A 26,419-nucleotide genomic window follows, 5' to 3' on the forward strand; every position below is an offset into this window, starting at 1 on the left:
CGTGGGCGGACGACCTCCGCGTTCGGTCCCGTCAACCATCGAAGCGCGTCCCGGCCACGAACCGGGCGCGGGAGACAAAGGAGTCACCACCGTGACCGAAGGAGTGTTCGCCCGGAGCTCCGGGCACGAACAGGTCGTGTACTGCCACGACGAAGCCAGTGGCCTGAAGGCCATCATCGGCATCTACTCCACGGCGCTCGGTCCCGCACTGGGCGGGACGCGCTTCCACCCCTACGCCACCGAATCCGACGCGCTCGACGACGTGCTCGCGCTGTCGAAGGGCATGGCGTACAAGAACGCGCTGGCCGGGCTCGACCTCGGCGGCGGCAAGGCCGTCATCCTCGGCGACCCGAAGACGCTCAAGTCCGAAGCGCTGCTGCGCGCGTACGGGCGCTTCGTGCAGTCCCTGGGCGGCCGCTACATCACCGCTTGCGACGTGGGCACGTACGTGCACGACATGGACGTCGTGGCGCGCGAGTCCCGGTTCGTCACCGGCCGTTCGCCCGAGGACGGCGGCGCCGGCGACTCGTCCGTGCTGACCGCGTTCGGCGTCTTCCAGGGCATGCGGGCCTCGGCCGAGCACCTCTGGGGCAGCCCGGACCTGGCCGGCAAGCGCGTCGGCGTGGCCGGCGTCGGCAAGGTCGGGCACATCCTCGTCGGGCACCTGGCCGAGGCCGGGGCGCAGGTGACGATCACCGACGTCTACGCGCCGGCGATCGAGCGGACCCTTTCGCTGTACCCGGACGTCAAGGCGGTGTCCGATGTGGACACTCTGCTGCGCGCCGAGCTGGACGTCTTCGCGCCGTGTGCGCTCGGCGGCGTGCTGAACGACGAGACCGTGCCGGTGCTGGGCGCACGCATCGTCTGCGGTGCGGCCAACAACCAGCTCGCGCACGCGGGCGTCGACAAGCAGCTCGCCGACCGCGGTGTGCTGTACGCGCCGGACTACCTGGTCAACGCCGGGGGCGTGATCCAGGTCGACGACGAGCGCCACGGGTTCGACTTCGCGCGCGCCAAGCGCAAGACCACGGCGATCTTCGACACGACGAAGGCCGTGTTCGCGCTGGCCGACGCCGACGGCGTCCCCCCGGCGACGGCGGCCGACCGGCTCGCCGAGCGGCGGATGGCGGAGGTCGGCCGGCTGCGGTCCATCATGACCGTGTGAGTCTTTCTTCTCTGTTCGAGGCGGTGGGCGTGCGGGGTTTCCTGCACGTCCGCCGGCTCGGTTCTCCCGCTTGTGTGGGTGTCGCCGCCGACGCGCCGGTCGTCCTGGCGTCGGTGGTGAAGGTGGCGCTGGCGTTCGAGTTCGCCCGCCAGGTCGAGGCGGGCCTGCTCGACCCGACGGACCGGGTCCGGGCCACGGCCGCGGATCGCCTGGGCGGCAGCGGCTCGGCCGGCTTCGCCGACGACGTCGAGTACAGCCTGCGCGACGCGGCCCTGCTGGCCCTGTCGGTGTCCGACAACACGGCCGCGGACCTGCTGTTCGACCGCGTCGGCGTGGAGAACGTCCGGTCACTGCTGGCCGAGCTGGGCCTGACCCGCACGACGATCATCGGCGCCCCGCGCGACCTGCTGCGCACGATCATCGAGGACACCGCGGCGGGCGTTCCGCTGCGAGCCCTGGATCCCCTGCGTACGACGGCAAGCACCCCACGCGAGATGACCGGCCTGCTGTCGGCGATCTGGAGCGACGACATCGCCGGAGCCCAGGTCCGCGAGTGGCTTTCGGCGCAGGTCAGCTGGCACCGCCTGACCGCGGGCTTCCCGCCCGACGTCGCGGTGGCGGCCAAGACGGGCACGATGCCGGGCATCCGCAACGAGATCGGCATCGCGACGTACCCGGACGGACTGTCGTACGCGATCGCGGTGTTCACAGTGGGCGGCGCGGAAACGTTGCGCCGCCCGGACATCGACCGAGCAATCGGAGACGCGGCCCGAGCGGCGGTCGAGCAGCTGCGCTCGTGAGTGGTTAGGGCGGTTAGAACCGCCCTAACCACTCACGACGTGGTGGGGGCCGCCCGAGCCGGTCAGCCGCGGTCGTGAGTGTTCAGGGCGGACCTGCTTTTGGTGACCAGCCGGTTCCGGCTGGCGGTCTGTGGTTGCCGAGGCGTTGCGGCTGGGGTCGTGAGTGTTTAGGAGGGTTCTAACCTTCCTAAACACTCACGACCGGTACCGGTGTGGCCGCGGTCGTAGAAGACGTCCCATGGCCGGGCGCCGCTCGGATCCGGGGGCACGATCCGTGAAACCCCGTCGTCCCGCAGCACCTCCGCCGCGATCTCCGCCAGCGTCGCCGCCTGGGGGTGCGGGCTCGACGACGGCCAGGCGAACGCCATCCGCGCGTCCAGCTGCTCCCGCAGCGGCCGCCAGACCACCCATGGTTCCTTGCGCGCGGTCGGTTCGAACGCGACGCCGTGGCCGGCCAGGACCAGGCCCAGCGCGAACTCCGGGTTGCGCGCGTGCCGGACGGCCGCCGGGCGGAAGCCGTGTTCCCAGCACGTGCGCAGCAGTGCGTCGTAACTTCCCGGCGCCGCCGCGCGTGGGGCGTGCACCAGGCCCTCGCCCGCCAGGTCGGCCAGCGCCAGCGACGAAGCGCGGGCCAGCGGCGAGTCGCGGGGGAGGAGCACGCCCAGGGGTGTGTCGATCGCGGGGCCGAGGTCGAGCCCGACGACGTCGACCGGCAGCTGCAGCAGCCCCGCGTCCAGTTCGCGGTCGGCCAGCAGCCGGGTCTGTTCGGCGGTGGTCAGCTCCTGCAGGTCGAGGCGGATGCCGGGGCACCGCTCGGCGAACGCCGTGAGGATCGCGGCCAGCACCCGGCCCGGCAGCTCCGGCGGCACGCCCGCGCGCAGGGCGTCCAGCTCGCCGCGCTCGGCCTTCGCGACCAGCGACGTCATCCGCTCCCAGCGCGCGAGGAGGTCCCGGGCCTCGGTCCGCAGCACCTCGCCGGCCTCGGTCAGCGTGACGCGGCGGCCGCGGTCGAACAGCTTCGCGCCCAGCTCGGCTTCGAGCCGTTTGATCCGCTGGCTCAACGGCGGCTGCGCGATGCCGAGCCGGTCGGCGGCGTGCCCGAAGTGCAGTTCCTCGGCGACGACGAGGAAGTACCGCAGCGAACGGAGGTGGTCCACGCTGCAATGATAGCTGTTTACATATCGACATGCCGACGGATCGATCTTGGACAGTGGCGCCGGACCCGTGATCGGGTGGCGGCCATGAACACAGGACTCAGCAGACGCGGGCTGTTCGGCGCGGGCGCGGCGGCGGCCACGATCCTCGCCGGGGTATCGACGGCTTCGGCCGCCACCAGGAGGACGTCGGAGATGACGTTGCGGTGGTGGGGGAACAACAGCTGGGAGATCCGCGTGCCGGGCTCGACCGGCACGAAGACGATCCTCATCGACCCGTGGCTGACCCGGTTCAAGACCGGGACGTACACCCCGGCGGGCGCGGACCCGAAGACGCCGCTGTCGGTGAACGAGGCGCTGATCGACGGCTACCTCGACCGCGGCGAGCTGCGCGCGGATCACATCCTCGTCACCCACGGCCACTACGACCACCTCACCGACGTCCCCTACCTGGCGAAACGCACCGGCGCGACGGTCTTCGGCACCGAGACCCATTTGAGTCTCATGGCCGCCCTCGGCGCCCCGGAGGACCAGCTCGCGATCGCGCACGGCGGCGAGGACCTGACCTTCGACGGCTACTCGATCCGGATCTTTCGGTCCCTGCACTCGGCGACGGGCGACCGGGCGCGGGTGCCGTTCCCCGGCTCCCGCCCGCTGTCGCGGCGTGACAAGCCGAAGGTCATCGAGGACCTCTACGAGGGCGGCACGCTGGCCTACCAGGTGACGGGCGGCGGTGCGAGCGTCCTGGACTTCGGCGGCTCGAACTACGTCGAGTCCGAGCTGGCCGGCCTGCGCCCGGACGTCGTCCTGGTCCCCGGGGGCGGCGCGAAGGTGACGCAGTACGTGCCCCGCCTGCTGCGCACCCTGGGTCACCCGCGCTACGTCGCCCCCACGCACTGGGACGACTTCGACCTCCCGCTGGGCCAGGCGAAGGACCCCAACGGCGGCCTGGAGGTCCTGCGCGAGGCGGTGACGGCGGCGAGTCCGGCCAGCGCGTTCGTGGTGCTGGACCACCTGGGCTCGTTCACGCCCTGAGCTGGTCCCCGAAGACGTGTCTGCGCAGGTACGGGCTGCGGAAGGCGCCCCGCGGGTCGAGCTCCTCGGCCAGCGCGCGGAACCGCGGCAGCTCCGGGTAGCGCTCGGCGGCCCACCCGTCGCCGTGGAACACCTTCCCCCAGTGCGGCCGGGCGCCGAAGGGGGCCAGCCGCTCCTGGATCAGCGGCAGCAGTGCCGCGACCGCGTCCGGCTTCGGCTGCCAGGTGAAGTGGATGCCGACGCGGTCCCCGCCGTGGCACGGGCTCAGCCACAGGTCGTCGCCGGCGACCGTGCGGATCTCGGACACGTGCAGAGCCGTGGCCAGCTGCTCGCCGAGCGCGCGGATCTCGGTCAGCGCGGCGACGGCGTCCGCGCGGGGCACGAAGAACTCCGACTGCAGCTCTTCGCCGATACTGGGCACGGAATCCAGCCGGAAGTGCGGCAGCCGGTGGTGCCAGGGCCCCGGCACGCCCCAGTCGGTGAAGTTCGCGCCCGGCGGCGAAGTCATCCGCGTCCCGCCGTGGAACTCGGTCAGCTCGGGCACGGTCGCGGCGACACGGCGTTTGAGCAGCACCAGGCCCGCGATGTCGCCGACCCAGGGAGTGAACAGGCTCACGCTGTAGCCGGCGGCCTGCAGCTCGTCGAAGCCGTCGAGCACCGAGGACCACGGGATCGCCACGAACCCGTCCTGCTGCACCGAGAACGACGGCACGAGGTCGAGGGTCACCCGCGTGACGACGCCGAGCGCGCCGAGGTTGACCACCAGGCCGGGGAAGATCTCCGGGTCCTGCGAGCGGGTGTAGCGGCGCAGCGTGCCGTCGGCGGTGACCAAGTCGAGGCCGGACACCGCCGCCGAGAGGTTGCGGACCCGCTCGCCGGACCCGTGGGTGGCGGTGGCGACGCTGCCGGCGACCGTGCAGTGCGGCAGCGACGCGAGGTTCTCCAGGGCGAACCCGGCTTCGTCGACGGCCTCGACGAGGTCGCCGTACCGGGTCGCCGCGCCGACGGTGACCGTGGCCGCGGCGGTGTCGACGACCGTGGGGACGTCGAGGCCGGCCAGGTCGACCAGGACACCGCCGGGGAAGTCGGCGACGTCGTTGAAGGAGTGCCGGGTCCCCAGCGCCTTGACCTTCGGCGCGTCCGCCACCAGCTTCCGCAGCTCGTCGACACTCGACGGCCGGGCGATCCGGTCCGCGGCGAAGTGGTGGTTGCCCGCCCAGTTCTTCATCTCCGCACGGTATCGGGGCCGCGTGCGGGGCGGTGCCGCTCGGAGCGAAGACACGGGAAACCCCTGAACACGCCGAAGGCCCCCACCGCGAGCGATGGGGGCCTTCGGCGGGGAGATCTCAGCCGCTCTTGCGCCGGAACGTGCGCTTGTTCGCCGCCGGGCCGTGGGCGTGCTGGTTCTTGCCGCCACCGCTCTCGTTCGACGCACCGGAGCGCGCGTGCGCCTGCTTGCGCTCGAGCGCCTCGCGGAACTTGCGCTTGACGTCGTCCTCCTCCTCGCCGCTGGGCGAGGGATTCGGTTCACTCATGCTTACCTCCGGAACTGACGACGTGTGACCACTCCAGCCTGGCAGTGGCCGGAGCGAATGGCGAGTCGATTAGGTCACGCCGTCACCGTTTGGGCGTCGGTACTCCGCCGAACTGCACCGACTTGCGGGTCAGGGGACGGCCGCAATGGTCGCACAGGAGCATCGGCCGCAGCCGGTTGCCGCATTCGACGTGGTTCAGCGTGATGTCGGGCTCCTGGCCGGTGACCTCGAACCCGCGCGACCACTCGGCGATGAACGCCAGTGCCGGGAAGAACGCCAGGCCCTTCGCCGTCATCCGGTAGTCACGCGCGTCCGTGCGCGTGGCCGCCGTGCCCGTGCGCAGCACGCCGACCTCGACGAGCTTGCTCAGCCGGGCCGAGAGCACGCTCGGCCCGATGCCCAGCTCGCGTTCGAACTCCGAGAAGTGCCGCGCGCCGAGCAGCGCTGACACCAGCAGCCCGGTCGACCAGCGGTCACCGAGCAGTTCCATCGTGTCCGGGAAGAACATCAGCGGGTCGCCGGCCAGGCCTTCGGCGTCCTTGCGGCGGAAGCGCTTGGACGCCGTCGCGGCGGCGACGCCGGTGCTGTCGAGGCGTTCGGCGCGGACGTCGCGCGCGTCCACCCGGCGGCCGCAGGCGCCGCACCCGAGGGGCGCTGATGTAGTCAGCTCGCAGTCGAGGTGGATCAGCGTCGGCAGCACCTCGCGGCGGCCGTCGACCCACTCGCGCTCCCAGGCCCAGATGGAGATCAGCAGCGGCCACAGCTCGAGACCGCGCTCGGTGAGCCGGTACTCGTGCCGGGTCCGGCGGGCGTCCCGGTAGGGCACGCGCGTGAGCAGGCCCGCTTCCACCATGTCGCGCAGGCGCCCGGAAAGCGCGGTGGGGGAGATGCCGAGGCGCAGGCGCAGCTCTTCGTACCGCCGGAAGCGCAGGAAGAGGCTCTGCAGGATCAGCAGCGTCCACTGGTCACCGACCAGTTCGAGTGCCCTGCGGAGTGGATCCCCCGCGGGCCTGACCCGCTGTGCAGTCGCTTCACTCACGCGTTCCCCCTTGTTACATCGGCGCCCAGCGTACACCTGGCTACAGGAAAAGAAGCCTATTGACACCTGGCTACACAAATCATAGTCTCGTCTCCATCAGCCAGCGCGGTGAGGCCGAGAACCAGGGAGAAGCCCGATGACCAGCACCTCCGAACAGCCGCTCATGGTGGCCCGGACGGCGGACGGCGACGAGGCCAACCCCTACCTCCTGGGCGTCTACGCCCCGGTCGGCACCGAGATCGACGCGGAAGACCTGCAGGTCATCGGCGAGATCCCGAAGGACCTCAACGGCGTCTATCTGCGCAACGGCCCCAACCCGCGGTTCGCCCCGGAAGGCCGCTACCACTGGTTCGACGGCGACGGCATGATCCACGCCGTCCACCTGGAGAACGGCAAGGCCCGCTACCGCAACCGCTGGGTCCGCACCAAGGCCTTCGAGGCCGAGTCCGAAGCCGGCAAGGGCCTCTGGACCGGCGTCATGGAGAACCCGAAGGGCAACCCCTTCGGCAACGGCCACGGCCTGGGGCTGAAGGACAACGCCAACACCGACGTCGTCTTCCACCGCGGCCGCGTCCTCGCCACCTGGTACCTGTGCGGCTCGCCGTACGGCGTCGACCCGCTCTCCCTGGAGACGCTGGGCGCCGAGGACTTCCTCGGCACGCTGGTCGGCGACATGATGGCCCACCCCAAGGTGGACGAGGCCACCGGCGAGCTGTTCTGGTTCGACTACGGCCCGCGCCCGCCCTACCTGCGCTACGGCGTCATCAGCGCGGACGGCCAGGTCGTCAGGACCACCGAGATCGAGCTGCCCGGCCCGCGGCTGCCGCACGACATGGCCATCACCGAGCACTACGCGGTGCTGATGGACCTGCCGCTGGTCCAGGACCTCCAGGCCGCGAAGCAGGGGCGCCACAAGCTGCACTTCGACCGCTCGATGCCGAGCCGGTTCGGGGTCATGCCACGCTACGGGGAAGGTAGCCAGATCCGCTGGTTCGAGGCCAGCCCCTGCTACATCTACCACGTCGTCAACGCCTGGGAAGAGGGCGACGAAGTCGTCCTCGACGTCTGCCGCGTGAGCAAGCCGCAACCGCGCGCCGACGCGCACACGCCGCTGGCGAAGATGCTGTCCTACCTGCGGCTCGACGCCCAGCTGCACCGCTACCGCTTCGACCTGCGGACCGGCGCGTGCACGGAGACGCCGCTCGACGACGCCAACACCGAGTTCCCGACCGTCGACGCCCGGAGCGTCGGCGCGCGGAACCGGTACTCCTACACGGTGCACATCTCGCCCGAGTCGACGCTGAAGTTCGACGGGCTCGTGCGCTACGACAATCTTGCCGGCTCCAAGACCGAATACCGGTTCGGTCCCGGTCGGTGGGGCAGTGAGGCGCCCTTCGCACCCCGCGATGGCGCATCCGTCGACTCGGCGGACGGTTATCTGGTGACGTTCGTGCAGGACGAGCGTGAGGGACGCTCGGAACTGGACATCTTCGACGCCGCCGATCTCGCTGCCGGACCCGTGGCCAGGGTCCTGCTACCCCAGCGGGTGCCACTCGGATTCCACGCGACGTGGGTCCGGGCGGACCAGCTGGACAGCCTCCGCGCATGAGGTGCCATCGAGAGGGTCGTGCCCGGGATCTCCGGGCACGGGGATGGTGGGGTGCGGAGACGATCGACCGGCTCGTGAAGGAGCGGGTCAGTGCCGACCCGGAGGGTCTCGCGCTGGTCGATCCACCGAACACCACCGCACTGGTCGGACGCGACCCGGTGCGGTGGACCTGGAACCGGCTCGACGAACGTGTCGACGTCCTGGCCGCGTTCCTGCTCGCCAGAGGGGTGCGAGCAGGAGACGTCGTGGCCGTGCAGCTGCCGAACTGCTCGGCCCTGGTCCAGGCGTTCCTCGCGATCGTGCGGATCGGCGCGATCGTCACCCCGTTCCCGGTGTCCTACCGGGAGCACGAGATGGGCCCGATGTGCCGGCGCACCGGGGCCGTCGGGGTGATCACCGCATCCAGATACGGCGAGCACGAGCTCGCCGGGGCGGCCCTTGGGCTGGGCGTTGCGGCGCCGTCGGTCCGGTTCGTCGTCGCCCGGGGGGACGACGAACCGGCCGGCGCGCTGGCCTGGCCCGAAGAGTCACTGTCCACGGCGGACAAGTCCGCTTTGGACGACTATCTGTCCACACTGGACACCGACGTCAACGACTGCGTGACGATCTGCTGGACGTCCGGTACCGAAGCCGAGCCCAAGGCGGTCCCGCGCTGTCACGGCGACTGGCTCGCCACCGCGGGCGGCTGCGCGCAGGCCGCCGGCCTCACGAGCGACGACGTCCTGCTGTCGCCGTTCCCGATGACGAACATGGCCGGCATCGGCGGGATGTTCCTGCCGTGGCTGCAGACCGGCGCGGTGTTCGTGCCGCACCACCCGTTCGACCTGCCCGTGTTCCTCGGCCAGCTCGCGGCCGAGCGCGTCACGTACACGCTCGCGCCGCCCGCGTTGCTGACCATGTTGCTGCACAACGAAAAGATCCTGTCCGGAGTGGACATTTCGGCGCTGCGGCAGATCGGCTCCGGCTCGGCGCCGCTCTCGCCGTGGCTGGTGCGCACCTGGGCCGAACGGCACGGGATCGACATCATCAACTTCTTCGGTTCCAACGAGGGCACCGCGCTGCTGTCCGGCCCGATCGACCTGCCGGATCCGGACCAGCGCGCGAGCTTCTTCCCGAACTACGCCGCCGACGTCACCTGGTCGACCCCGGTCGCCGGCTGGACGTCGGTGCGGCTGCACGACCCGGTGAGCGGCGAGCACGTGACCGAACCCGGGCAGCCCGGCGTGCTGCACATCGCCGGACCGACGGTGTTCGCCGGGTACCTGACGCGGCTGGGGGAGCCGCTCGACACATCGGCCTTCGACGACGACGGGCACTTCCGCACCGGCGACGTCTTCGAGATCGCCGGTGAGCGCGGCGAGTTCCTGCGCTACGTCGACCGCGCGAAGGACCTGGTCATCCGGGGTGGCATGAACATCTCGCCCGCCGAGGTCGAGGGCCTGCTGGCCGGGCACCCGGACGTCGCGGACGTCGGCGTCGTCGGCGTGCCCGACGAGGTGATGGGCGAACGCGTCTGCGCGGTCGTCGTACCGGGGGAGCGCAAGCCGTCGCTCGAAGACCTGGTGGCCTACCTGCGCGAGCGGAAGGTCGCCGCGTTCAAGCTGCCGGAGCGCCTGGAGTACGCGGAGGCCTTGCCCCGCAACCCGGTGGGGAAGATCCTGAAACGGCAGCTGCGGGAGAGTCTGGAGTGAGGCCATGACGGTGTTTGTGCTGGGCGGGGCGCAGACCGACTTCGCGCGCAACTTCGCGAAGGAGGGGCGCGGGATCTTCGAGATGTTCGCCGAGGTCGTGCCCGCGGCGCTCGCCGACGCCGGTGTGTCGGCGGCGGACGTCGGCGTCGCGCACGTCGGCAACCTCGCCGCGGAGCTGTTCACCGGGCAGGCCCAGCTCGGCGGGCTGCTGGTGGCGGCCGTCCCGGAGCTGGACGGCGTGCCCAGCACCCGGCACGAAGCCGCGTGCGCGTCGGGCAGCACGGCGGTGCTCGCCGCCTGCGCCGACCTCGAGTCCGGCCGGTACGACCTCGCGCTCGTCGTCGGCGTCGAGCTGATGCGCAACACCGACGGGCAGCGCGCGGCCGAGTACCTCGGGTCCGCCGCGTGGGCCGGGCACGAAGCCGTCGCCGCGAAGTTCCCGTGGCCCGCGCTGTTCGCCGACGTCGCCACCGCCTACGACGCGCGCTACGGCCTCGACCCGGCGCACCTCGGGCAGTTCGCCGAGCACGCTTTCGCTCGTGCGTCGCGGAATCCGCTCGCGCAGGCCCGCGACTGGCAGTTCCCGGCCGGCGCGTTCGGCGCCGACGACGAGCTGAACCCGGTGATCGAGGGCAGCCTGCGCAAGCAGGACTGCGGCCGGATCACCGACGGCGCCGCGGCGGTCCTGCTGGCCTCGCCGGAGTTCGCCCAGCGCCTCGGCGGTGACTTCCCGCGCATCGCCGGGTTCGGCCACCGCACCGCGCACATCGGGCTCACCGAGAAGCTGGCGACTGGCGGCGAGTACCTGTTCCCGCAGCTGCGCGGCGCCGTCGTCGACGCCTACCGGCGCGCGGACGTGCCCGGGCCGGACGCGCTCGACGTCATCGAGCTGCACGACTGCTTCACGATCACCGGGCTCGTCGCGCTGGAGCACCTCGGCGTCGCCCCGCCGGGTGACGGCGGGCGGTTCATCGCCGACGGCGGCCTCGACACGGCCGGGATCAACCCGAGCGGCGGCCTGCTCGGGCTCGGCCACCCGGTCGGCGCCACCGGCGTCCGCATGCTGCACGACGCCGCGCGCCAGGTGACCGGCACGGCGGGCGAGACCCAGGTCGACGGCGCGCGGACGGCGTTGACGCTCAACGTCGGCGGGTCGTTCACCACGGTCGTCACGACGATCGTGACGCGATGACGGCGTCGGTGCTGCTGACCGTGCGGACACCGCGCGGCAAGGCGTCCCCGCGTGGCGGGCTGGCCTCGGTGCCGCCGTTGTCGCTGGTCACGTCGCTGTTGGACGCGCTGGTCGCGCGCGGTCTCGATCCCGCGGTGGTCGATCAGGTGATCCTGGGGTGCGCGTCGCAGACCGGTGAGCAGGGCGCGAACCTGGCGCGGACGGCCGTGCTGGCGGCGGACTGGCCGGTGTCGGTGGCCGGGATGACGGTCAACCGGTTCTGCTCGTCCGGTTTGGACGCGGTCGCCTTGGGGGCCGCGCTGATCCGCGCGGGCGAGGCGGAAGTCGTGGTGGCGGGCGGCGTCGAGTCCGTTTCGCGCGTGCCGATGTTCACCGACGGCGGTCCACTGTGGACCGAAGAACGGTTCGGCGCGGGCAACATGGGCATCGCGGCCGACCTGGTGGCCGCCGACGAAGGCTTCACGCGCCCGGAACTGGACGCTTACGGACTCCGGACGCAGCAGCTCGCCGCCACGGCCTGGAAAGACGGCCGGTACGACGAGTCGCTGGTCCCGGTGGCCGGGCTGACGCACGACGAGCACGTCCGGCCTTCGACGTCCGCCGAAGCCCTGGCCGAGCTGCCGTCGTCGTTCGGCGGGCTGCACACGCGCGGGACGTCGCCCTCGCTGGCCGACGGCGCCGGGCTGGTGCTGCTGGCTTCGCCCGAGGCGGCTGCGCGGCTGGGGCTGGCGCCACGAGCGAACGTCCTGGGTTCGGTGACCGCGGGCAGCGACCCGATCCGGATGCTGCTGTCGGGACAGCTGGCCGTGTCACGGCTGCTGGACCGGCACGGTGTGCATCCGTCCGAAGTGGACGTCGTCGAGTTCGCCGAGGCGTTCGCCGCGCTGTGCCTGAAGATCCGGCGTGATCTCGGCTTTGGCGACGACGTCTTCAACGTCAACGGCGGCACGATCGCGATGGGCCACGCTTTCGGGGCCACCGGGGCGATCCTGCTGGCCGGCTGCGTCGACGAGCTGACCCGCCGCGGCGGGCGTTACGGTGTCACGGCGGTCAGCGGCGCCGCGGGATCGGGGACGGCGGTACTCGTGGAGCGTGCGGTGTGAAGCTTTCGGTGTCGTTGGGGCTGTGGCAGGACCGGGCGCCGGAAGAGGCCCTGGAGACGGCGCGCGCGGCGGAGGCCGCCGGGTACCCGGAACTCTGGATCGGCGAGATGGCGACGTGGGACGCGTTCGCCCTGGGCACGGCGATCGGCGCGTCGACGTCGCTCTCCCTGACTTTCGGGCCGCTCGCGGTGACGGTCCGGGATCCGGCGACGATCGCGATGGGCGTCGCGTCGGTCGCGGCCCTGACCGGCCGCGAGACCGGCGTCGCGCTCGGGACGTCCAGCGACGTCGTGGTCCGCGGCTGGCACGGCCGGTCCCGCGACCACGCGGCGACGGCTCTCGAAGAGTCCGCGGTGGCCGTCCGGCAGCTCCTCGACGGCCACAAGTCCACTGTGGACGGCTCGGTCGTCGGCTCGCGAGGCTACCGGCTGCGGCTGCCCGCACCGAAGTCGCCGTTGACGATCGCGGCGTTCGGCCCGCGCGCGCTGGACGTCGCGGCCCGGCACGCCGACCGGATGGTGGTCAACCTGGTCAGCCCGGCGGCCGCGGCAGCCCTGGTCCAAGGTCTGCACGAGGCTGCTTCGCGGGCCGGGACCACGCCGCCGCCGGTGGCCGCGTGGGTCGTCGGGGCGCTGGAGCCGTCGCTGGCCGCGATCGAGCAGCTGCGCCGGGGCGTCGTCGGCTACCTGGCGGCGCCGGGCTACGCGGACATGTTCCGCGCGGAGGGCTTCGGCGACCTGGTCGACTTCGCGCGCACCCGGCCGCACCCGCGTGAGCTGCTCGCGGCGGTCCCGGTGGAAGCCATCGCGGCGGTCGGCCTGCTCGGCTCCCGCGACGACATCGCGCGCAAGATCGCCGACTTCGCCGCGGCGGGTGTCGACGAGCTGGCGATCGTGCCCGCGACGAGCGACGAGGACCCCGGCGGCGCCCGGACTCTCGCCGCGTGTCGAATCGGCGTGAGCTCGTTCGACGTAGAGGTATGACAGAGCCGATCAAGACCAAGAACCTCGACCGGTACGGGTCCGCCGCGCTCGCGTGGAGCCGGGCCCGCGACATCCTCGTCGCCGACACCCCCACGGCCGACCTGACGTTCTTCGTGGGAACGGTGCGCCCCGACGGCCGGCCGCACTCCGCCGGCGTCGGCGCGGTGTGGGTCGACGACGCGCTGTACTTCAAGGCCGGCCCGGGCACCCGCCGGGCCCGCAACCTGGCGGCGAACCCGGCGTGCACCGTGTCGGTCCGGCTGCGCGGCATGGACCTCACCCTGGAGGGCGAGGCCGACCAGGTCACGGACCCGGCCGTCGTGGAGCGAGTGGCGGCGGTCTACCGCGAGGGCGGCTGGCCGGCCACCGCAGAGGGCGCCGCGCTGACCGCGCCGTACAGCGCCCCGAGCGCCGGACCCGCGCCCTGGCCCCTGTACCGCCTCTCTCTGCACCGCGCGATAGGCCTGGCCACAGCCGAACCCCACGGCGCAACCCGCTGGGACTTCGCAACCTGACTCTCTGGGTGCGCGAGCTGACCCTCCAGGCACGCGTGTCGACCTCCCAATCACGCGTGTCGACGCTCCCGTCACAGCGCTCCGGCCGTCGCATCACGACCCCGCGGGCGCCAGTTCGACGAATTCGAGTGGCCAGAAGGTCAACTCGCGTGATCGAGGGGTCAACTCGCGTGATTGCACGGTCAACTCGCGTGATTGGAGAGTCGACACACGTACCTGGAAGGTCGACACGCGTACCTGGAGGGTCGGCCCGCGTGCCCGGGGAGTCGGGTTGTGTGCCTAGAGGGTCGGTTCGTGTGAGTGGAGGGTCAGCTCGCGTGATCGGGGGGTCGACACGGCCCGGTGGGGAACGGGGACCGGTGCGGGCCGGCGCTCGGCCACGCCCCCCGGGCGGCGGGGTGCCGGGATCCGCGCTGGTGTCCGGGCGAGCAAGCCCGAAAGCCGGCCGGCGGCGAGGGACGAGGCCAGGACCAGCGCGGCCAGCGCCGAGGCGGCGTCGAAGGTCAGCTCGCCGTAGTGGCCCAGTGCGAACCCGGCGTCGAGCGCCCAGGCGACCACCGACACCCCGGACGCCGCCACGAGGGTCGTCCGGTGGGCCGTCGCCAGCACCACCAGGCCCAGCGTGACCAGCGCGTACCACGGGCTCGGCCCGGCCAGGTGCGCCGCGATCACCGCCGCCACCGCGGCCACGCACCCGAACGGGAACCCGAAACCACCAGTCATGCCCGAAGTCCACCCGACCACGACAGCCGCAAGCGGACTCTGGACGCGATCCCTACGCCCGCGCCCCCGGTTCTTGACGCGCTATTGACCCGTCACGCGCACGATCGCGTCGGCGACCTCCGGCCAGACCGCGCGCGGCAGGTTGTGGCCCATGCCCGGGATGACCAGCAGTTCCGCGCCCGGGATCGCCGCCGCCGTCGCCTTGCCGCCGCTCACGTCGATCAGCGGGTCGGCGTCGCCGTGGACGACCAGCGCCGGCAGCTCGACGGAGTGCAGCCCGGACGTCCGGTCGCCCGACGCCATCACCGCCGCCGCGTGGCGCAACGTGCCCTCCGGGTGGCGGGCGCGGTCGAAGTGCATCGTGGCCTTGGCCAGCAGGAACGCCTCGTCGTCCGGGTAACCGGGGGAGCCGAGCCGCCGGTAGCCCTCGATGCTGTCGGCCAGCGCCTGCTCGCGCGTGGTGGCCGGCGGCCGCGTCAGCACCGCCAGCGCCCACGGCTCGGCCTGCCCGACCGCCGGATCGCCCGTGGTCGACATGATCGACGTGACGCTCAGCAGCCGGTCCGGGTGGTCGATCGCCAGCTGCTGCACGATCATCCCGCCCATCGACGCGCCCACGACGTGGGCCTTCGCGATGCCGAGCGCGTCGAACAGCCCGACGGCGTCGTCGGCCAGATCGGCCAGCAGGTACGGCGCGCTCGACCGGTCGCCGGCGAAGAGCGCGCCCAGATCCGGCGGCGGCAGCTCGTCGAAGTACGTCGAGAGCCCGACGTCCCGGTTGTCGTAGCGCACCACGAAGAACCCGCGGCTCGCGAGCAGTTCGCAGAAACCGTCGTCCCAGGTGATCATCTGGGCACCGAGGCCCATCACCAGGACCAGGGGCGGAGCGGCCGGATCGCCGAAGGTGCCGTACTCGAGTTCGAGACCGTTGGCCTGTGCGCGTGCCATGCCCCGATCTTGCCCCAGACTCGCGGCGCTGGCACCGGCCCGGTCCGTGCGGATACCGTATCGCCCCATGCCGACCTCATCCTCGGGCACCGGAGCACGGCCCCGGTCGCGAGCCGCAGCGGGACTGCCGGCGATCACGGCCGAACGGGTCGTCAGCGCGGCCACTCAGCTGACCTCCGACGTCGGTCTCGACAACTGGACGCTGCGGCAGCTCGCCCGCGCCGTCGACGCCTACCCGGCGGTGATCTACCACCACGTCGGCGACCGGGACGCGGTGGTGAACGCCGTGGTCGACCGGGTCGTCGGGCTGCTGGAGCTGCCGGACCCGGACCTGCCGTGGCAGGTGTGGTTCACCGAGCTGCTCGCCGGGCTGCGCTCGGTGCTGCGGACCTACCCGGGCTGCGCGCGGCGCCTCGCGCTGTTCGGCCCGTCGGTCGACGCGGCCACCCTCAGCATCGACGCCGGGGTCGGGGTGCTGCTGACCGCCGGTTTCGGCAGCGAGAGCGCGCTCGCCTACAACCTGATGGTGATGACGGCCTGCCAGTTCGTCGCCATGGAGGACGACCGCGAGGGCGCGCTGGCGCTGCGGATCGAGAACACCGAGGCGTACGCGACCTATCGCGAGCGCTCCGACCTGCCCGGGATGGCCGAGCTGGGTTCGGCGATGCACGACCTGATGGGCGATCCCGACCTGGCGGCGAACTATTACGCGCAGCTCTACGACTACGCCGTCCAGCGGTGCCTCGACGGGCTCGCCCACCGCCTCGAAGAGCTGCGTGACCAGGGCTCCACCGGGTTGACAGCGACTTGACAGTGCTCCGGCGTACCGTGAGCGTGCGTCGGTGGTTCGTCCATCGACCCGAAGCTCCCGGCGCCCTCCTCCCCCTCGTGGCGCCGGGGGCTTCGGTCTGTTCGAGGCACTAGGCCAGGTCGCCCTGCCGCGGCGCCGGCGGCGCCTGCTGGATGGCCGGGAAGATCTCGCCGACCAGCGTGACCAGCGACTTCGACAGCAGCAGGTGCACCTGCTCCCGGGTCAGCGAACCGCGCACCAGCCACTCCCGCCCGGCCGACTTCACCATCCCGCCGAACGCGCGCACGAGCGCGTTCAGCTCGCGGCCGTGCTCGCTCTCGCTGGACAGGCCGACGGCTTCGAGCACGCGATCGGCCGACTCCCGGTCGGCCTCTTCGAGGATCCGCTCCACTTCGAGGTCCCGGCCGATGCCTTCGGGCGCGATCGCGGCCAGCCACATCCGCTCCTGGCTGGTGACCATGTCGAGGAACCAGTCGATCGCGACGTCGGCCCGCAGTTCGAGCGGACCCTCGGGCAGGATCTCGATGGCCAGCCGCGGCACGGTCAGCGCGCGGCGGATGATTTCCAGGTACAGCTCGCGTTTGGTGCCGAAGTAGTGGTTGATGAGCCCGCGCGCCACGCCCGCCGCGGCCGCGATGTCCGAAGTGGACACTTCCGAGTAGGGGCGGTCACCGAACAGCCGCGCCGCGCAAGCGAAGATCTGTTCCTTCCGTTCGTCCGGTTCCAGTCTTCGCCATCGCGGCGCCGGCTCGGTGTTCATGCGGCCTATCGTCGCATGGCCCGTTGCGCCAGGCAGTTCAATCTCCCGCGATGGCAGACGGGGTACCACGATCGGGGCACGGCTCAGTCCGGCAACGCGATGGGCGCGATGTCGGCGAATCCGTCACCCGGGCCGGGGTTCGCGGGATCCGTCTCGCCGCCCAGGTGGTGCAGCACGCCCCACACCGCGTTGAGCGCCGTCTGCACCGCGCCCTCGGCCCAGCCGGCCGTCCACGAGACGTCGTCGCCCGCGAGGAACAGGCCGCGGTAGCGCGGCGGCAGCGAGTCCTGCACGAAGTGCGTGAACAACCGGTGCTGGTAGCGGTAGTGGCCGGGCAGGTTGGCCTTGAACGCGCCCATGAAGTGCGGCTCGGCCTCCCACGACACCGTCACCGGGTCGCCGATGATGTGCCGCCGGACGTCGACGCCGGGGTAGATCTCGCGCAGCGACTGCAGCATCACCTCGACGCGCTCGCCGACGGTCAGCGGCAGCCACTTCAGCGAGTCGTCGGCCCACGTGTAGGACAGGCAGATCACGGCGGGCGCGGCCGGGTCGTCGCCGAGCAGGTAGGTGCCGCGCGGCATCCGGTCGGTGAGCGTCATGCTCATCGTGTCGCGCCCGGTCACCGGGTCCGGGTCCAGCCAGAACGGCCGGTCCACCGGCACGAACACCTTCGACGACTCCATGTAGTGCGTGCGCTCGATCGCCGTCCAGTGGTCGATCGGGAACAGCGCTTCGTCGCATTCGATCTTCGACAGCAGCATCCAGCTCTGCGCGGTGAACACCGCGGCGGGGAACGTCCGGATGCGGCCGTGCGCGTCGGTCACCGTGATGTTGTTCGGCGCGGTGCGGTGCAGCCGCGTGACGCCGGGGTTCGGCCGGCCGCCGTGCAGGGTGCTCAGGCTCGTCCCGGCCGGCCAGAACGCCATCTCGGCGGGCGCGTGCTCCCAGAGCCGCTGCGGCAGCTGCTGGCTGCCGCCGACGATGCTGCGGTGCTCGTCGTCGGCGCCGGTGTAGACCACGCGCAGGATTTCCAGGATGGAGTTCGGGAAGTCCGTGTCCCAGCCACCGGTACCGAAGCCGACCTGGCCGAAGATCTCGCGGTTGCGGAAGGACGCGAACGCGGGCGAGTCGCAGAGGAAGCCGTAGAACGTCTGGTTGTCCAGCTTCGGGACCAGCTCGTTCCACAGCCGTTTGATCGTCTTCGCGTCGCGGTCGCGGATCGCCGTCTGCATCTCGGCGAACGACGCGTGCTCGCCCAGCGTCCGGTCCCACGCGGCGGCGACCTCGGCGAACACCGCGGGCAGGTCGGCCGGCGTCCGCGCGTAGTGGCTCTCGCCCTTGAGGTCGACGACGGTGCTCGGCGTCTCCGGAGCCAGCGGGTTCGGGAACGGCGTCGTGGCCAGCCCGACCTTGTCGATGTAGTGGTAGAGCGCGGTCGACGCGGGCGGGAAGCGCATCGCGCCCATCTCCGCGACGACGTCGTCCGGGCAGCCCGGGAAGCGCACGCTGCGCAGCCGGCCGCCGATCTCGGCGATCTCGTAGACGACCGGGCGCAGGCCGAGCTTCATCAGCTCATACGCCGTGACGACGCCGGAAAGGCCGCCGCCGATCACGGCGACCTCGGTGCCGTGCCGCTCGGGCGGCACCGAGCCCAGCCCGGCCGGGTGGGCGAGGTAGTCGTCGTAGGCGAACGGGAAGTCGGGGCCGAACATCGTGATCGGGCGGCCCGCCGGCTCGTCGTGGTGGATCGCGGTCGGGACAGCGGAGGTCATGCGGTGGTTCCTCGGTACAGTTCGGGCCGGCGGTCGGCCAGGTGGGTGTTCTCGAGCCGGGACGCGACGAGCGCGTCCCGGGTGACGTCGGCGTGGATGAGCGCGGGTCCGGCGCCGGCGCGGGCCAGCACTTCGCCGGTCGGCGCGACGACGCAGGACCGGCCGCAGTAGGTCAGTTCCCGCTCGGTGTCGCACCGGTTGGCGTAGGCGACGAACAGCTGGCTTTCGTAGGCCCGCGCGGGCACCAGCGTGTCGGCGACCAGCTCGTACGGGCTCATCAGCGCGGTCGGCACGACCAGCAGCTCGGTGCCGGCCAGCGCGTGCGCCCGCACCATTTCCGGGAACTCGACGTCGTAGCAGATCAGCAGCCCGACGCGGACGCCGTCGAGGTCGGCCTGCACGACGGCTTCGGTGCCGGGAGCGAACCAGTCCTTGTCGATCTCGCCGAACAAGTGCGTCTTGCGGTAGTTCGCCAGCCGCCGTCCTGCGTTGTCGATCAGCTGGACGCTGTTGTAGACGTGCTCGCCGGCGGACTCCGGGTAGCCGTAGGCCAGCGCGACGCCGGTTTCCCGGGCCAGCGCGGACATCCGGGCCGCGGTCGGCCCGTCGGCCGGCTCGGCGAGCTCGTGCGTGCGCGCGCCGATGTGGTAGCCGGTGGTGATCATCTCGGCCGCGACGACGAGGTCGGCGCCGGCCGCCGCGACGGCGCCGGGCAGCTCGGCGAACGGCCCCTGGTGGACGGCGACCCTCATGACAGCCGCGACTTCCGGATGCCGTAACCGAAGTAGATCACCAGGCCCAGCAGCATCCAGGCACCGAAGACGACCCAGGTGGCGCCGTCGAGGCTGAACATCATGTACCCGCAGCACAGCACGCCGAGCAGCGGCGTGACCGGCGAGAACGGCACGCGGAACGTGCGCGGGGTGTCCGGCTGACGCCGCCGCAGCAGCAGGACGGCGATGTTGACCAGGCCGAACGCGAAGAGCGTGCCGATGCTGGTGGCGTCGGCCAGCTTGCCCAGCGGGATGAACGCGGCGAGCACGGCCACGAAGCCGGAGACGACCAGCGTGTTGGTCCGCGGCGCCCCGGTCTTGGCGTCCACTGTGGACAGCGCCTTCGGGACGAGGCCGTCGCGGGACATCGCGAACAGGATGCGTGTCTGCCCGTAGAGGACGGTCAGCACGACGCTGGAGATCGCCACGATCGCGCCCACGGCCAGCAGTGCGGCCCACAGCTTGTTGTCCGACACCGCCGAGAGCACGTGCGAGAGCGCGGCTTCCTGGCCGTCGAACTGCTGCCACGGCAGCGCACCGACGGCGGCCACGGCGACCAGGCAGTACAGCACCGTGACGATGACGAGCGAGAGCAGGATCGCGCGCGGCAGGTCGCGCTGCGGGTTCTTCGCCTCCTCGCCGGCGGTCGACGCGGCGTCGAAACCGATGTAGGAGAAGAACAGCTTCGCGCCGCCGGCGCTCATCCCGGCCAGCCCGAGCGGCAGGAACGGCGAGAAGTTCTTCGCCTGCACGGCCGTGAACGCGATCACGCAGAACAGCACCAGCGTCGCGATCTTGACGGCGACCATGATCGTGTTGGCCCGCGCGCTCTCCTTCGCCCCCGACAGCAGCAGCACCATCGCGAGCAGCACGACGACGATGGCCGGCACGTTGACGATCCCGCCCGAGCCGGGCGGCTGGCTCAGCGCGTCCGGGATGGCGAACCCGAAGACCAGCCGCAGCAGCTCGTTGAGGTACTGACCCCAGCCGACGGCGACCGACGCCACCGAGACGCCGTATTCGAGTATCAGGCACCAGCCGCAGACCCAGGCGACGAGCTCGCCGAGCGTGGCGTAGGCGTAGGAGTAGGACGAACCGGACAGTGGGATCATGCCGGCGAGCTCGGCGTAGGACAGGGCGGAGAACAACGCGGTGATCCCGGCGAGCACGAACGACAGCACGACCGACGGCCCGGCCACCGGGACCGCTTCGCCGAGCACGACGAAGATCCCGCTGCCCAGCGTCGCGCCGATGCTCAGTGTGGTGAGCTGCCCGAGGCCGAGCGACCGCTTCAACGTGCCATGATCACTTTCGGCGATCAGGTCGGCGACCGGTTTCCGCCGCACGGTCGCGGCTCGCAGAGTCATGCCGACGACCGTATCCGCCGTCGCGGAAGCGCAAAACAGGAGAACATTGCGCGTAAAGATGAATCACAGGTGATTCATTGCACAACACGCGCGATCCGTGGCGAATCATTCCACCGGGATTCGGCGGTCACGGCGGGCTGGACGCGGGCAGGAGCAGGGTGAACGTCGGCGGGGCCGGCAGGCTCAGGCGCAGCCGGCCGCCCTCGGCTTCGGCGAGGCTGCGCGCCAGCCGCAGGCCGATGCCGTGGCCGCTCGGCGCGCTCGCGAACGGGTCGGTCTCGCCGAGGTCCGGGCCTTCGTCGGCGACGTCGATGGCCAGCGCGTCGCCGGCGTCGCGAGCCAGCACGGTGACCGTGCCGCGTCCGTGCGTCACAGCGTTGTCCAGCAGCACACCGAGCACCTGCCGGACCGCGGCGGCGGCCGCGCGGGCCGGCGGCGGGTCGTCCCGGACGATCCGCAGCTTCCGCCCGTGCGGCGCGAGCAGCGCGTCCCCGGCTTGGCGGACCTCGTCGAGCAGGACGTCGAGCGCCAGCTCGGCCCGCGGCGCCCGCCGTTCCCGGCCCAGGGCCAGGAGGTCCTCGATGGTGCGTTCCAGCCGGTCGGCGGACGCGATCCCGGCGCGGATCGCCGCGTACGGGTCGCTCTCCGGCGTCTCCAGCGCGGCTTCGAGCTGCAGCCGCAACCCGGTCAACGGCGTCCGCAGCTGGTGGGACGCCTCCGCGGAGAACGCGCGCTCACGCTCCAGCGTCTCGCCGATGCGGGTCGCGGTGGCGTCGAGCGCCTCGCCGACCTGGTCGATCTCCGCGATCCCGGCCCGCGGGGCGCGGGCGGTGAAGTCGCCGTCGCCGAGCCGCTCGGCCGCGGCGGCCAGCTCCTCCAGCGGCCGGACCAGCCGGGACGTGGCCCGCCGGGCCATCAGCCGGCTCGCCCCGATCGCCACCACCGCGAGCGCCGCCATGGCGAGCCAGGTCAGCCCGACCCGCAGGTAGAGGTCGGACACCGGCAGCGCGGCGCGGACGACGCCGATCGTGCGCGTCCCGTTGACCACCGGGACGGCCAGCACCACTTCGCCGTCCTGACGACCGGTGACGACGTCCTCGGTGGCCTTCGCCGCCTGCAGCTCGATCGAGCCGCCGACGGCCGGCCCCTGCCCGGCGAGCAGCCGCCCGTCCGGCGCGTAGACGCCGACCGCGCCTTCGGCCTCGTCGCCCTCCAGCGGCGGGACGACCGGCGGCAGCCCGGCGTTCAGCTCGTGGGCGACGGCCAGCGCGGCGGCGTCGGCGGCGCGCTCCAGGTCCGACGTCGTGTCGTCGCGGTAGTACTGCATCACGGCCACGCCCAGCGGCAGCGCGAACAGGACGGTCGCCACCAGCGCGGCCAGCACCGTCAGGGAGATGATCCGGCGGCGCACGGCTACCGCTGCGCCCCGGTCCGCGCGGGGTCCTCCAGGCGGTAGCCGTGCCCGCGCAGGGTGGCGATCAGCGGGACGTCCGCCCCGGCGCCGGCGGCCGCGGCGAGCTTGCGGCGCACGGCCGCGATGTGCACGTCCAGCGTCTTCGTCGAGCCGTACCAGTGCGCGTCCCAGACCTCGGCCATCAGCGTCTCGCGGCTGACCGCGACGCCGGGCTGCTCGGCCAGCCGGGCCAGCAGGTCGAACTCCTTCGCGCGCAGCACCACCTCGTGCCCGTTGACGCTGGTGCGGCGCCCGGCGATGTCGACGGTGAGGCCGCCGACGGTCACCGGCGGCCGGGCCGTGGGGGGCGCGCCGCGGCGCAGGTGCGCCCGCACCCGGGCCAGCAGCTCGCCCAGCCGGATCGGCTTGGTGAGGTAGTCGTCGGCCCCGGCGTCCAGGCCGACGACGACGTCCATCTCCTCCTGCCGGGCGGTGAGGATGACCAGCACCGCCGCAGGCAGCGCGGCCCGCAGCCGGCGGCAGACCTCGACGCCGTCCAGGTCGGGCAGGCCGAGATCGAGCAGGACGAGGTCGAACTCGCCGCCGTCGGCGGCCTGCAGCGCGGTGCGGCCGTCGCGTCGCCAGGACACCTGGTAACCGTGCAGTCGCAGAGTCGATTCGAGCACGCTGCCGATCGCGGCGTCGTCCTCCACCACCAGCAGGTTCGGCATGCCGGAAGCGTAACCGGACGGCCGCCGAACCACGTCAGGGCTGGTCGGGGCGGGTGCCGAAGCCGATCCGGGTGATCCGCCGCGCGGCCGCCGTCACCGACGCGCCGAACCCGGCGGCTCGCGGTCCGGTGAGCCGCGTGGTCGGCCCGGTGATCGCGAGCGCGGCGAGCACCCGCCCGTCGGCGTCGTGCACCGGCGCGGCGACGCTGGACGCCCCGGCCTCCGGTTCGCCGTGGCTGGTCTCGGCGCCGCCGGCCGCGCCCGCGTCGAGCACCAGGCCCGCCGCGCCGCACGTCAGCGGCAGCTCGTCACCCACGCGGCCCACGTGCCGGATGCCCTGCGGGCCCTCCTGCTGGGCGACGCAGACGAGCACCGTCGTGCTGCGGACGTAGAGCCCGGCCGTCTCGCCGCACTCCAGCGCCAGTTCGCGCAAGACCTGGCGGACGGGTTCGGGCAGCTGCCACGCGGTGTTCGCCAGCGTGGCCCAGCGCAGCAGGCCCGGCCCGACGGTGACCCGGCCGTCCGGGCGCGTCCAGAGCAGGCCGCGCTGCTCGCAGGTGGCGACCAGGCGCAGCACGGTCGTCTTGGCCAGGCCGCTCGCCGCGGTGAGGTCCTTGACGGCCCAGGTGCGGTGGCGCTCGGTGAACAGCGCGAGCAGGTCGAAGGTGCGCAGCACACTCCGGACCGCGCCGTCGTCACTCTGCTGGTCCGTCACCGAGCGACCCCCCGTCCGCCTGATGGACTCGAGGCTACCGGCGGCCGGACGTGTCAGGCCACGTACCGCCCGAACGCCGCGATGGTCTCGGCGAGCACCTCCGCACCCGGCCGGGCCCACAGGTCGTCGTTGAACACCTCGACCTCGATCGGGCCGGTGTAGCCCGCGGCCTCGACGCGGGCACGCAGGTGCCGGTGGTCGATCGGGCCGTCGCCCGGCAGCGCGCGGCCCAGCAGCGGGTCGGGCAGCGGCACGAGGACGTCGCACACGTGGAACCCGGCGATCCGCCCGGCGGCCGCGGCGATCGACTCCTCGATCCGCGGGTCCCACCAGACGTGGAACTCGTCGACGATCACCCCGACCTGCTCGGCCGGGTGCTCGAGCGCGATGGCCAGCGCTTGGTCCACTGTGGACAGCACGGACCGGTCCGCGCACTGCATCGGGTGCAGCGGCTCCAGGCCGAGGCGCACCCCGCGTGCCCCGGCGTAGGGCGCCAGCTCGCCGACGGCGTCCGCGACGCGCTGCCGGGACGCTGTGAGGTCGTTGCCCGCGACACCGCCGACCACCAGCACGAGGACGTCGGCGCCCAGCGCGGCGGCTTCGTCGATCGCCTCCCGCGTCTGCGCCACACCGTCCACAGGGGACCCTTCGGGCGTCACGCCGGTGAAGAACCCGCCACGGCACAAGGAAGAGACGCGGACGCCGTGCTCCTTCAGCAGGCGCGCGGCCTCGTCGACGCCGGTCTCGGCGACCTTGTCGCGCCACAGGCCGATCCACCCGACGCCCGCCTCCGCGCACCCGGCGACGGCCTCGGGCAGCGACCAGGCCTTGGTGGTGATCTGGTTGAGGCTGAGCCGCTCGTCCATCACGCCACCCCGGCGGCCAGCAGCAGCGGCCGCATCCGGGCCACGGCCAGGTCGGGGTCGGCCAGCACGCCGGCGTCGTCGGCGAGGCGCAGCAGGGTGGCGAGGTGCGTGATGGTGCGCGCCGACTCCTGGCCGGCGATCATCCGGAAGTGGTCCTGGTGCCCGTTGAGGTAGGCGAGGAAGACGACGCCGGTCTTGTAGTGCCGGGTCGGCGCGCGGAAGATCTCGCGGGCCAGCGGCACGGTCGGGTCGAGCAGCGCGGCGAACCCGGCGCGATCGCCGTCGTCGAGCCGGGCGAGCGCGGCCCCGGCGACCGGCGCGATGGGGTCGAAAATCCCGAGCAGGGCCTCGCTGTGCCCGTGTTCGTCGCCCGCGATGAGCTCGGGGTAGTGGAAGTCGTCGCCGGTGTAGCACCGCACGCCGGCCGGCAGCGCCTGCCGGAACTCCGTCTCGACGGCGGCGTCGAGCACGGACACCTTCACCCCCGCGACGGTGCCGGCGTGCTCGGCGCAGAGCGCCCCCAGCTCCCGCGCCGCGGCGCGGACGTCGTCGTGGCCCCAGTAGCCGGCCAGCGCGGGGTCGAACTGCTCACCCAGCCAGTGCAGCAGGACGGGCCCGCCGGCCTCGGACAGCAGCTTGCCGTAGGCCGCGTGGTAGTCACCGGGCCCGGAAGCCGCCGCGGCAAGCGCCCGGCTGGCCATCACGACCGGCACCGCGCCGGCGCCACCGACCAGGTCGAGCTGCTCCCGCCAGGCATCCACAATGGACGCGATATTGGTCGGCCCATCGGCCAGCTGATCGGTGCCGACGCCGGCGACCCAAGGCCGCCCGTTCGCGGCCGCGCCGGTGCGGGTGACCAGTTCGCGGGTGGTCGCCCAGTCCAAGCCCATGCCACGCTGCGCGGTGTCCATCGCGTCGGCGACGCCGAGCCCGCGGGCCCAGAGGTGCTCGCGGAAGGCCAGCGTCGTGTCCCAGTCCACGGCATAGGGCTCATCGGCCAGAGCATCGGCCACAACGTGCGCGGCGGCATAGGCGACCCGAGAGGTCGGAGGTGCGGACGGCGGCGCGGGCGGTCGCGGCCCGCCCGGCGACCACGTCGTGAGCTCGCCGCCGGGGGTGGGGAGCACGAGCACGGGAACCTCCGGAGGCGTCGTCAGAAAGCGCTTTCTCGCCGACTACGGTAGGGCCTGCACGGGAGCGCGACAAGGCCTGCCCGGTGAGCGCTCGGGGTGGGAGGAGATTCTCGTGGCGCGAGTTCGGCGGCTTGGCTGGCCTGTTCGTTCGGGGCCTGGGGGATGAGTAGTGCTTCTTGCGGTGCGACTTCGCTGGCTCGGCTGGCTGGTTCGGTCTGGGTCTGAGGGATGAGCGGTGCTTCTTGCGGTGCGACTTCGCTGGCTCGGCTGGCTGGTTCGGTCTGGGTCTGAGGGATGAGCGGTGCTTCTTGCGGTGCGACTTCGCTGGCTCGGCTGGCTGGTTCGGTCTGGGTCTGAGGGATGAGCGGTGCTTCTTGCGGCGCGATTCGGTGGCTCGGCCGGGCTGTCGGGTCAGCGCTTGGGTGGGCGGTGCATTCGTGCAGCCCGATTCAGCGGCTCGGCCGGTCGGCGCTCGAGCGTGTGCTTTCGCGCGGGGTGATTCGCCGGCTCGCCCGGCTTGGCCGGTCAGCGTTCGGGTGGTGTGGTGCTTTCTCCAAGCGCGATTTCGGCGACTCGGCCGCCGATTCGGTCGGCGTCTGGGCG

Annotated in this window: 25 protein-coding genes; 10 read left to right on the forward strand and 15 right to left on the reverse strand. The window is 72.3% G+C overall.

Annotated features, from left to right (window positions below):
• Positions 1-91: 91 nt before the first annotated feature.
• Together OG570_RS22565 and OG570_RS22570 are read left to right on the forward strand one after the other, a co-directional pair.
• Entirely contained in the window at positions 92-1,165 is a 1,074-nt protein-coding gene (locus OG570_RS22565) for a Glu/Leu/Phe/Val dehydrogenase dimerization domain-containing protein (RefSeq protein ID WP_326959078.1), read from the forward strand.
• Positions 1,162-1,965 (forward strand): serine hydrolase, encoded by an 804-nt coding sequence (locus OG570_RS22570; protein ID WP_326959080.1) that lies wholly within the window; start codon positions 1,162-1,164, stop codon positions 1,963-1,965. Before OG570_RS22565 ends, OG570_RS22570 begins: the two co-directional genes overlap by 4 nt.
• Before the next feature lie 167 nt (positions 1,966-2,132).
• Here OG570_RS22570 and OG570_RS22575 read toward each other — a convergent pair whose 3' ends face one another.
• Positions 2,133-3,122 carry a LysR substrate-binding domain-containing protein gene (locus tag OG570_RS22575; RefSeq protein WP_326959081.1) on the reverse strand — a complete coding sequence of 330 codons (990 nt, stop codon included), beginning with the start codon at positions 3,120-3,122 and terminating at the stop codon, positions 2,133-2,135.
• A gap of 84 nt (positions 3,123-3,206) precedes the next feature.
• Between OG570_RS22575 and OG570_RS22580 the strand changes: the two genes are divergently transcribed.
• Positions 3,207-4,154, forward strand: coding sequence for an MBL fold metallo-hydrolase (locus OG570_RS22580; RefSeq protein WP_326959083.1), 948 nt, complete (start codon positions 3,207-3,209; stop codon positions 4,152-4,154).
• Here the strand turns inward: OG570_RS22580 and OG570_RS22585 are convergent.
• The 3 genes from OG570_RS22585 to OG570_RS22595 form a co-directional block, all read right to left on the reverse strand.
• Complete coding sequence (locus tag OG570_RS22585; RefSeq protein WP_326959085.1) at positions 4,144-5,382, reverse strand: FAD-binding protein; 1,239 nt, start codon at positions 5,380-5,382, stop codon at positions 4,144-4,146. The genes OG570_RS22580 and OG570_RS22585 overlap by 11 nt on opposite strands.
• 118 nt (positions 5,383-5,500) lie before the next feature.
• Positions 5,501-5,689, reverse strand: a complete 189-nt coding sequence (locus tag OG570_RS22590; protein ID WP_247055714.1) for a DUF5302 domain-containing protein — start codon at positions 5,687-5,689, stop codon at positions 5,501-5,503.
• An 82-nt stretch (positions 5,690-5,771) separates the two neighbouring features.
• Positions 5,772-6,728: a winged helix-turn-helix transcriptional regulator gene (locus tag OG570_RS22595; protein WP_326943553.1), complete on the reverse strand. Its 957-nt coding sequence runs from the start codon at positions 6,726-6,728 to the stop codon at positions 5,772-5,774.
• A 136-nt stretch (positions 6,729-6,864) separates the two neighbouring features.
• On the opposite strand from OG570_RS22595, the gene OG570_RS22600 reads away from it, so the two are divergent.
• The 6 genes from OG570_RS22600 to OG570_RS22625 all read left to right on the forward strand — a co-directional run bounded on the left by OG570_RS22600 (position 6,865) and on the right by OG570_RS22625 (position 13,821).
• A complete protein-coding gene (locus OG570_RS22600) occupies positions 6,865-8,337 on the forward strand; it encodes a carotenoid oxygenase family protein (protein ID WP_326959087.1) in 1,473 nt (490 codons plus the stop codon).
• A gap of 74 nt (positions 8,338-8,411) precedes the next feature.
• Complete coding sequence (locus OG570_RS22605; protein ID WP_442788293.1) at positions 8,412-10,028, forward strand: class I adenylate-forming enzyme family protein; 1,617 nt, start codon at positions 8,412-8,414, stop codon at positions 10,026-10,028.
• A gap of 4 nt (positions 10,029-10,032) precedes the next feature.
• Positions 10,033-11,220, forward strand: a complete 1,188-nt coding sequence (locus tag OG570_RS22610) for an acetyl-CoA acetyltransferase (protein WP_326959091.1) — start codon at positions 10,033-10,035, stop codon at positions 11,218-11,220.
• Positions 11,217-12,323 carry a thiolase family protein gene (locus tag OG570_RS22615; RefSeq protein ID WP_326959093.1) on the forward strand — a complete coding sequence of 369 codons (1,107 nt, stop codon included), beginning with the start codon at positions 11,217-11,219 and terminating at the stop codon, positions 12,321-12,323. The genes OG570_RS22610 and OG570_RS22615 overlap by 4 nt, the downstream gene beginning before the upstream one ends.
• Complete coding sequence (locus OG570_RS22620; RefSeq protein WP_326959095.1) at positions 12,320-13,306, forward strand: LLM class F420-dependent oxidoreductase; 987 nt, start codon at positions 12,320-12,322, stop codon at positions 13,304-13,306. The genes OG570_RS22615 and OG570_RS22620 overlap by 4 nt, the downstream gene beginning before the upstream one ends.
• Positions 13,303-13,821 (forward strand): pyridoxamine 5'-phosphate oxidase family protein, encoded by a 519-nt coding sequence (locus OG570_RS22625; protein WP_326959097.1) that lies wholly within the window; start codon positions 13,303-13,305, stop codon positions 13,819-13,821. The genes OG570_RS22620 and OG570_RS22625 overlap by 4 nt, the downstream gene beginning before the upstream one ends.
• A 279-nt stretch (positions 13,822-14,100) precedes the next feature.
• Here the strand turns inward: OG570_RS22625 and OG570_RS22630 are convergent, their stop codons facing one another.
• The gene (locus OG570_RS22630; protein ID WP_326959099.1) at positions 14,101-14,544 is read right to left on the reverse strand and encodes a hypothetical protein; all 444 of its coding nucleotides are present in this window, start codon (positions 14,542-14,544) and stop codon (positions 14,101-14,103) included.
• Positions 14,545-14,625: 81 nt separating this feature from the next.
• A complete protein-coding gene (locus OG570_RS22635; protein WP_326959100.1) occupies positions 14,626-15,492 on the reverse strand; it encodes an alpha/beta fold hydrolase in 867 nt (288 codons plus the stop codon).
• A 67-nt stretch (positions 15,493-15,559) separates the two neighbouring features.
• On the opposite strand from OG570_RS22635, the gene OG570_RS22640 reads away from it, so the two are divergent.
• Complete coding sequence (locus OG570_RS22640) at positions 15,560-16,303, forward strand: TetR/AcrR family transcriptional regulator (protein WP_326943544.1); 744 nt, start codon at positions 15,560-15,562, stop codon at positions 16,301-16,303.
• A gap of 109 nt (positions 16,304-16,412) precedes the next feature.
• Here the strand turns inward: OG570_RS22640 and OG570_RS22645 are convergent, their stop codons facing one another.
• The 9 genes from OG570_RS22645 to OG570_RS22685 form a co-directional block, all read right to left on the reverse strand.
• Entirely contained in the window at positions 16,413-17,063 is a 651-nt protein-coding gene (locus OG570_RS22645) for a TetR/AcrR family transcriptional regulator (protein WP_247055695.1), read from the reverse strand.
• 83 nt (positions 17,064-17,146) lie between these two features.
• Positions 17,147-18,838: a flavin monoamine oxidase family protein gene (locus OG570_RS22650; RefSeq protein ID WP_326959101.1), complete on the reverse strand. Its 1,692-nt coding sequence runs from the start codon at positions 18,836-18,838 to the stop codon at positions 17,147-17,149.
• Positions 18,835-19,590 carry a carbon-nitrogen hydrolase family protein gene (locus OG570_RS22655; RefSeq protein ID WP_326959103.1) on the reverse strand — a complete coding sequence of 252 codons (756 nt, stop codon included), beginning with the start codon at positions 19,588-19,590 and terminating at the stop codon, positions 18,835-18,837. Before OG570_RS22655 ends, OG570_RS22650 begins: the two co-directional genes overlap by 4 nt.
• The gene (locus tag OG570_RS22660) at positions 19,587-20,978 is read right to left on the reverse strand and encodes an amino acid permease (RefSeq protein ID WP_326943541.1); all 1,392 of its coding nucleotides are present in this window, start codon (positions 20,976-20,978) and stop codon (positions 19,587-19,589) included. The genes OG570_RS22655 and OG570_RS22660 overlap by 4 nt, the downstream gene beginning before the upstream one ends.
• Before the next feature lie 127 nt (positions 20,979-21,105).
• Positions 21,106-22,389: a sensor histidine kinase gene (locus OG570_RS22665; protein ID WP_326959105.1), complete on the reverse strand. Its 1,284-nt coding sequence runs from the start codon at positions 22,387-22,389 to the stop codon at positions 21,106-21,108.
• A gap of 2 nt (positions 22,390-22,391) precedes the next feature.
• Positions 22,392-23,102, reverse strand: a complete 711-nt coding sequence (locus tag OG570_RS22670; RefSeq protein ID WP_326959107.1) for a response regulator transcription factor — start codon at positions 23,100-23,102, stop codon at positions 22,392-22,394.
• 34 nt (positions 23,103-23,136) lie between these two features.
• On the reverse strand, positions 23,137-23,817 hold the full coding sequence (locus OG570_RS22675; RefSeq protein WP_247055683.1) for an IclR family transcriptional regulator: 681 nt from the start codon (positions 23,815-23,817) through the stop codon (positions 23,137-23,139).
• Between the two features lie 53 nt (positions 23,818-23,870).
• A complete protein-coding gene (locus OG570_RS22680) occupies positions 23,871-24,683 on the reverse strand; it encodes a sugar phosphate isomerase/epimerase family protein (protein ID WP_326959110.1) in 813 nt (270 codons plus the stop codon).
• Entirely contained in the window at positions 24,683-25,816 is a 1,134-nt protein-coding gene (locus tag OG570_RS22685) for a DUF993 family protein (RefSeq protein WP_326959112.1), read from the reverse strand. The genes OG570_RS22680 and OG570_RS22685 overlap by 1 nt, the downstream gene beginning before the upstream one ends.
• Between the last annotated feature and the right edge of the window lie 603 nt (positions 25,817-26,419).

Source organism: Amycolatopsis sp. NBC_01286, assembly GCF_035982555.1.
In the GTDB taxonomy this organism is placed as follows: domain Bacteria; phylum Actinomycetota; class Actinomycetes; order Mycobacteriales; family Pseudonocardiaceae; genus Amycolatopsis.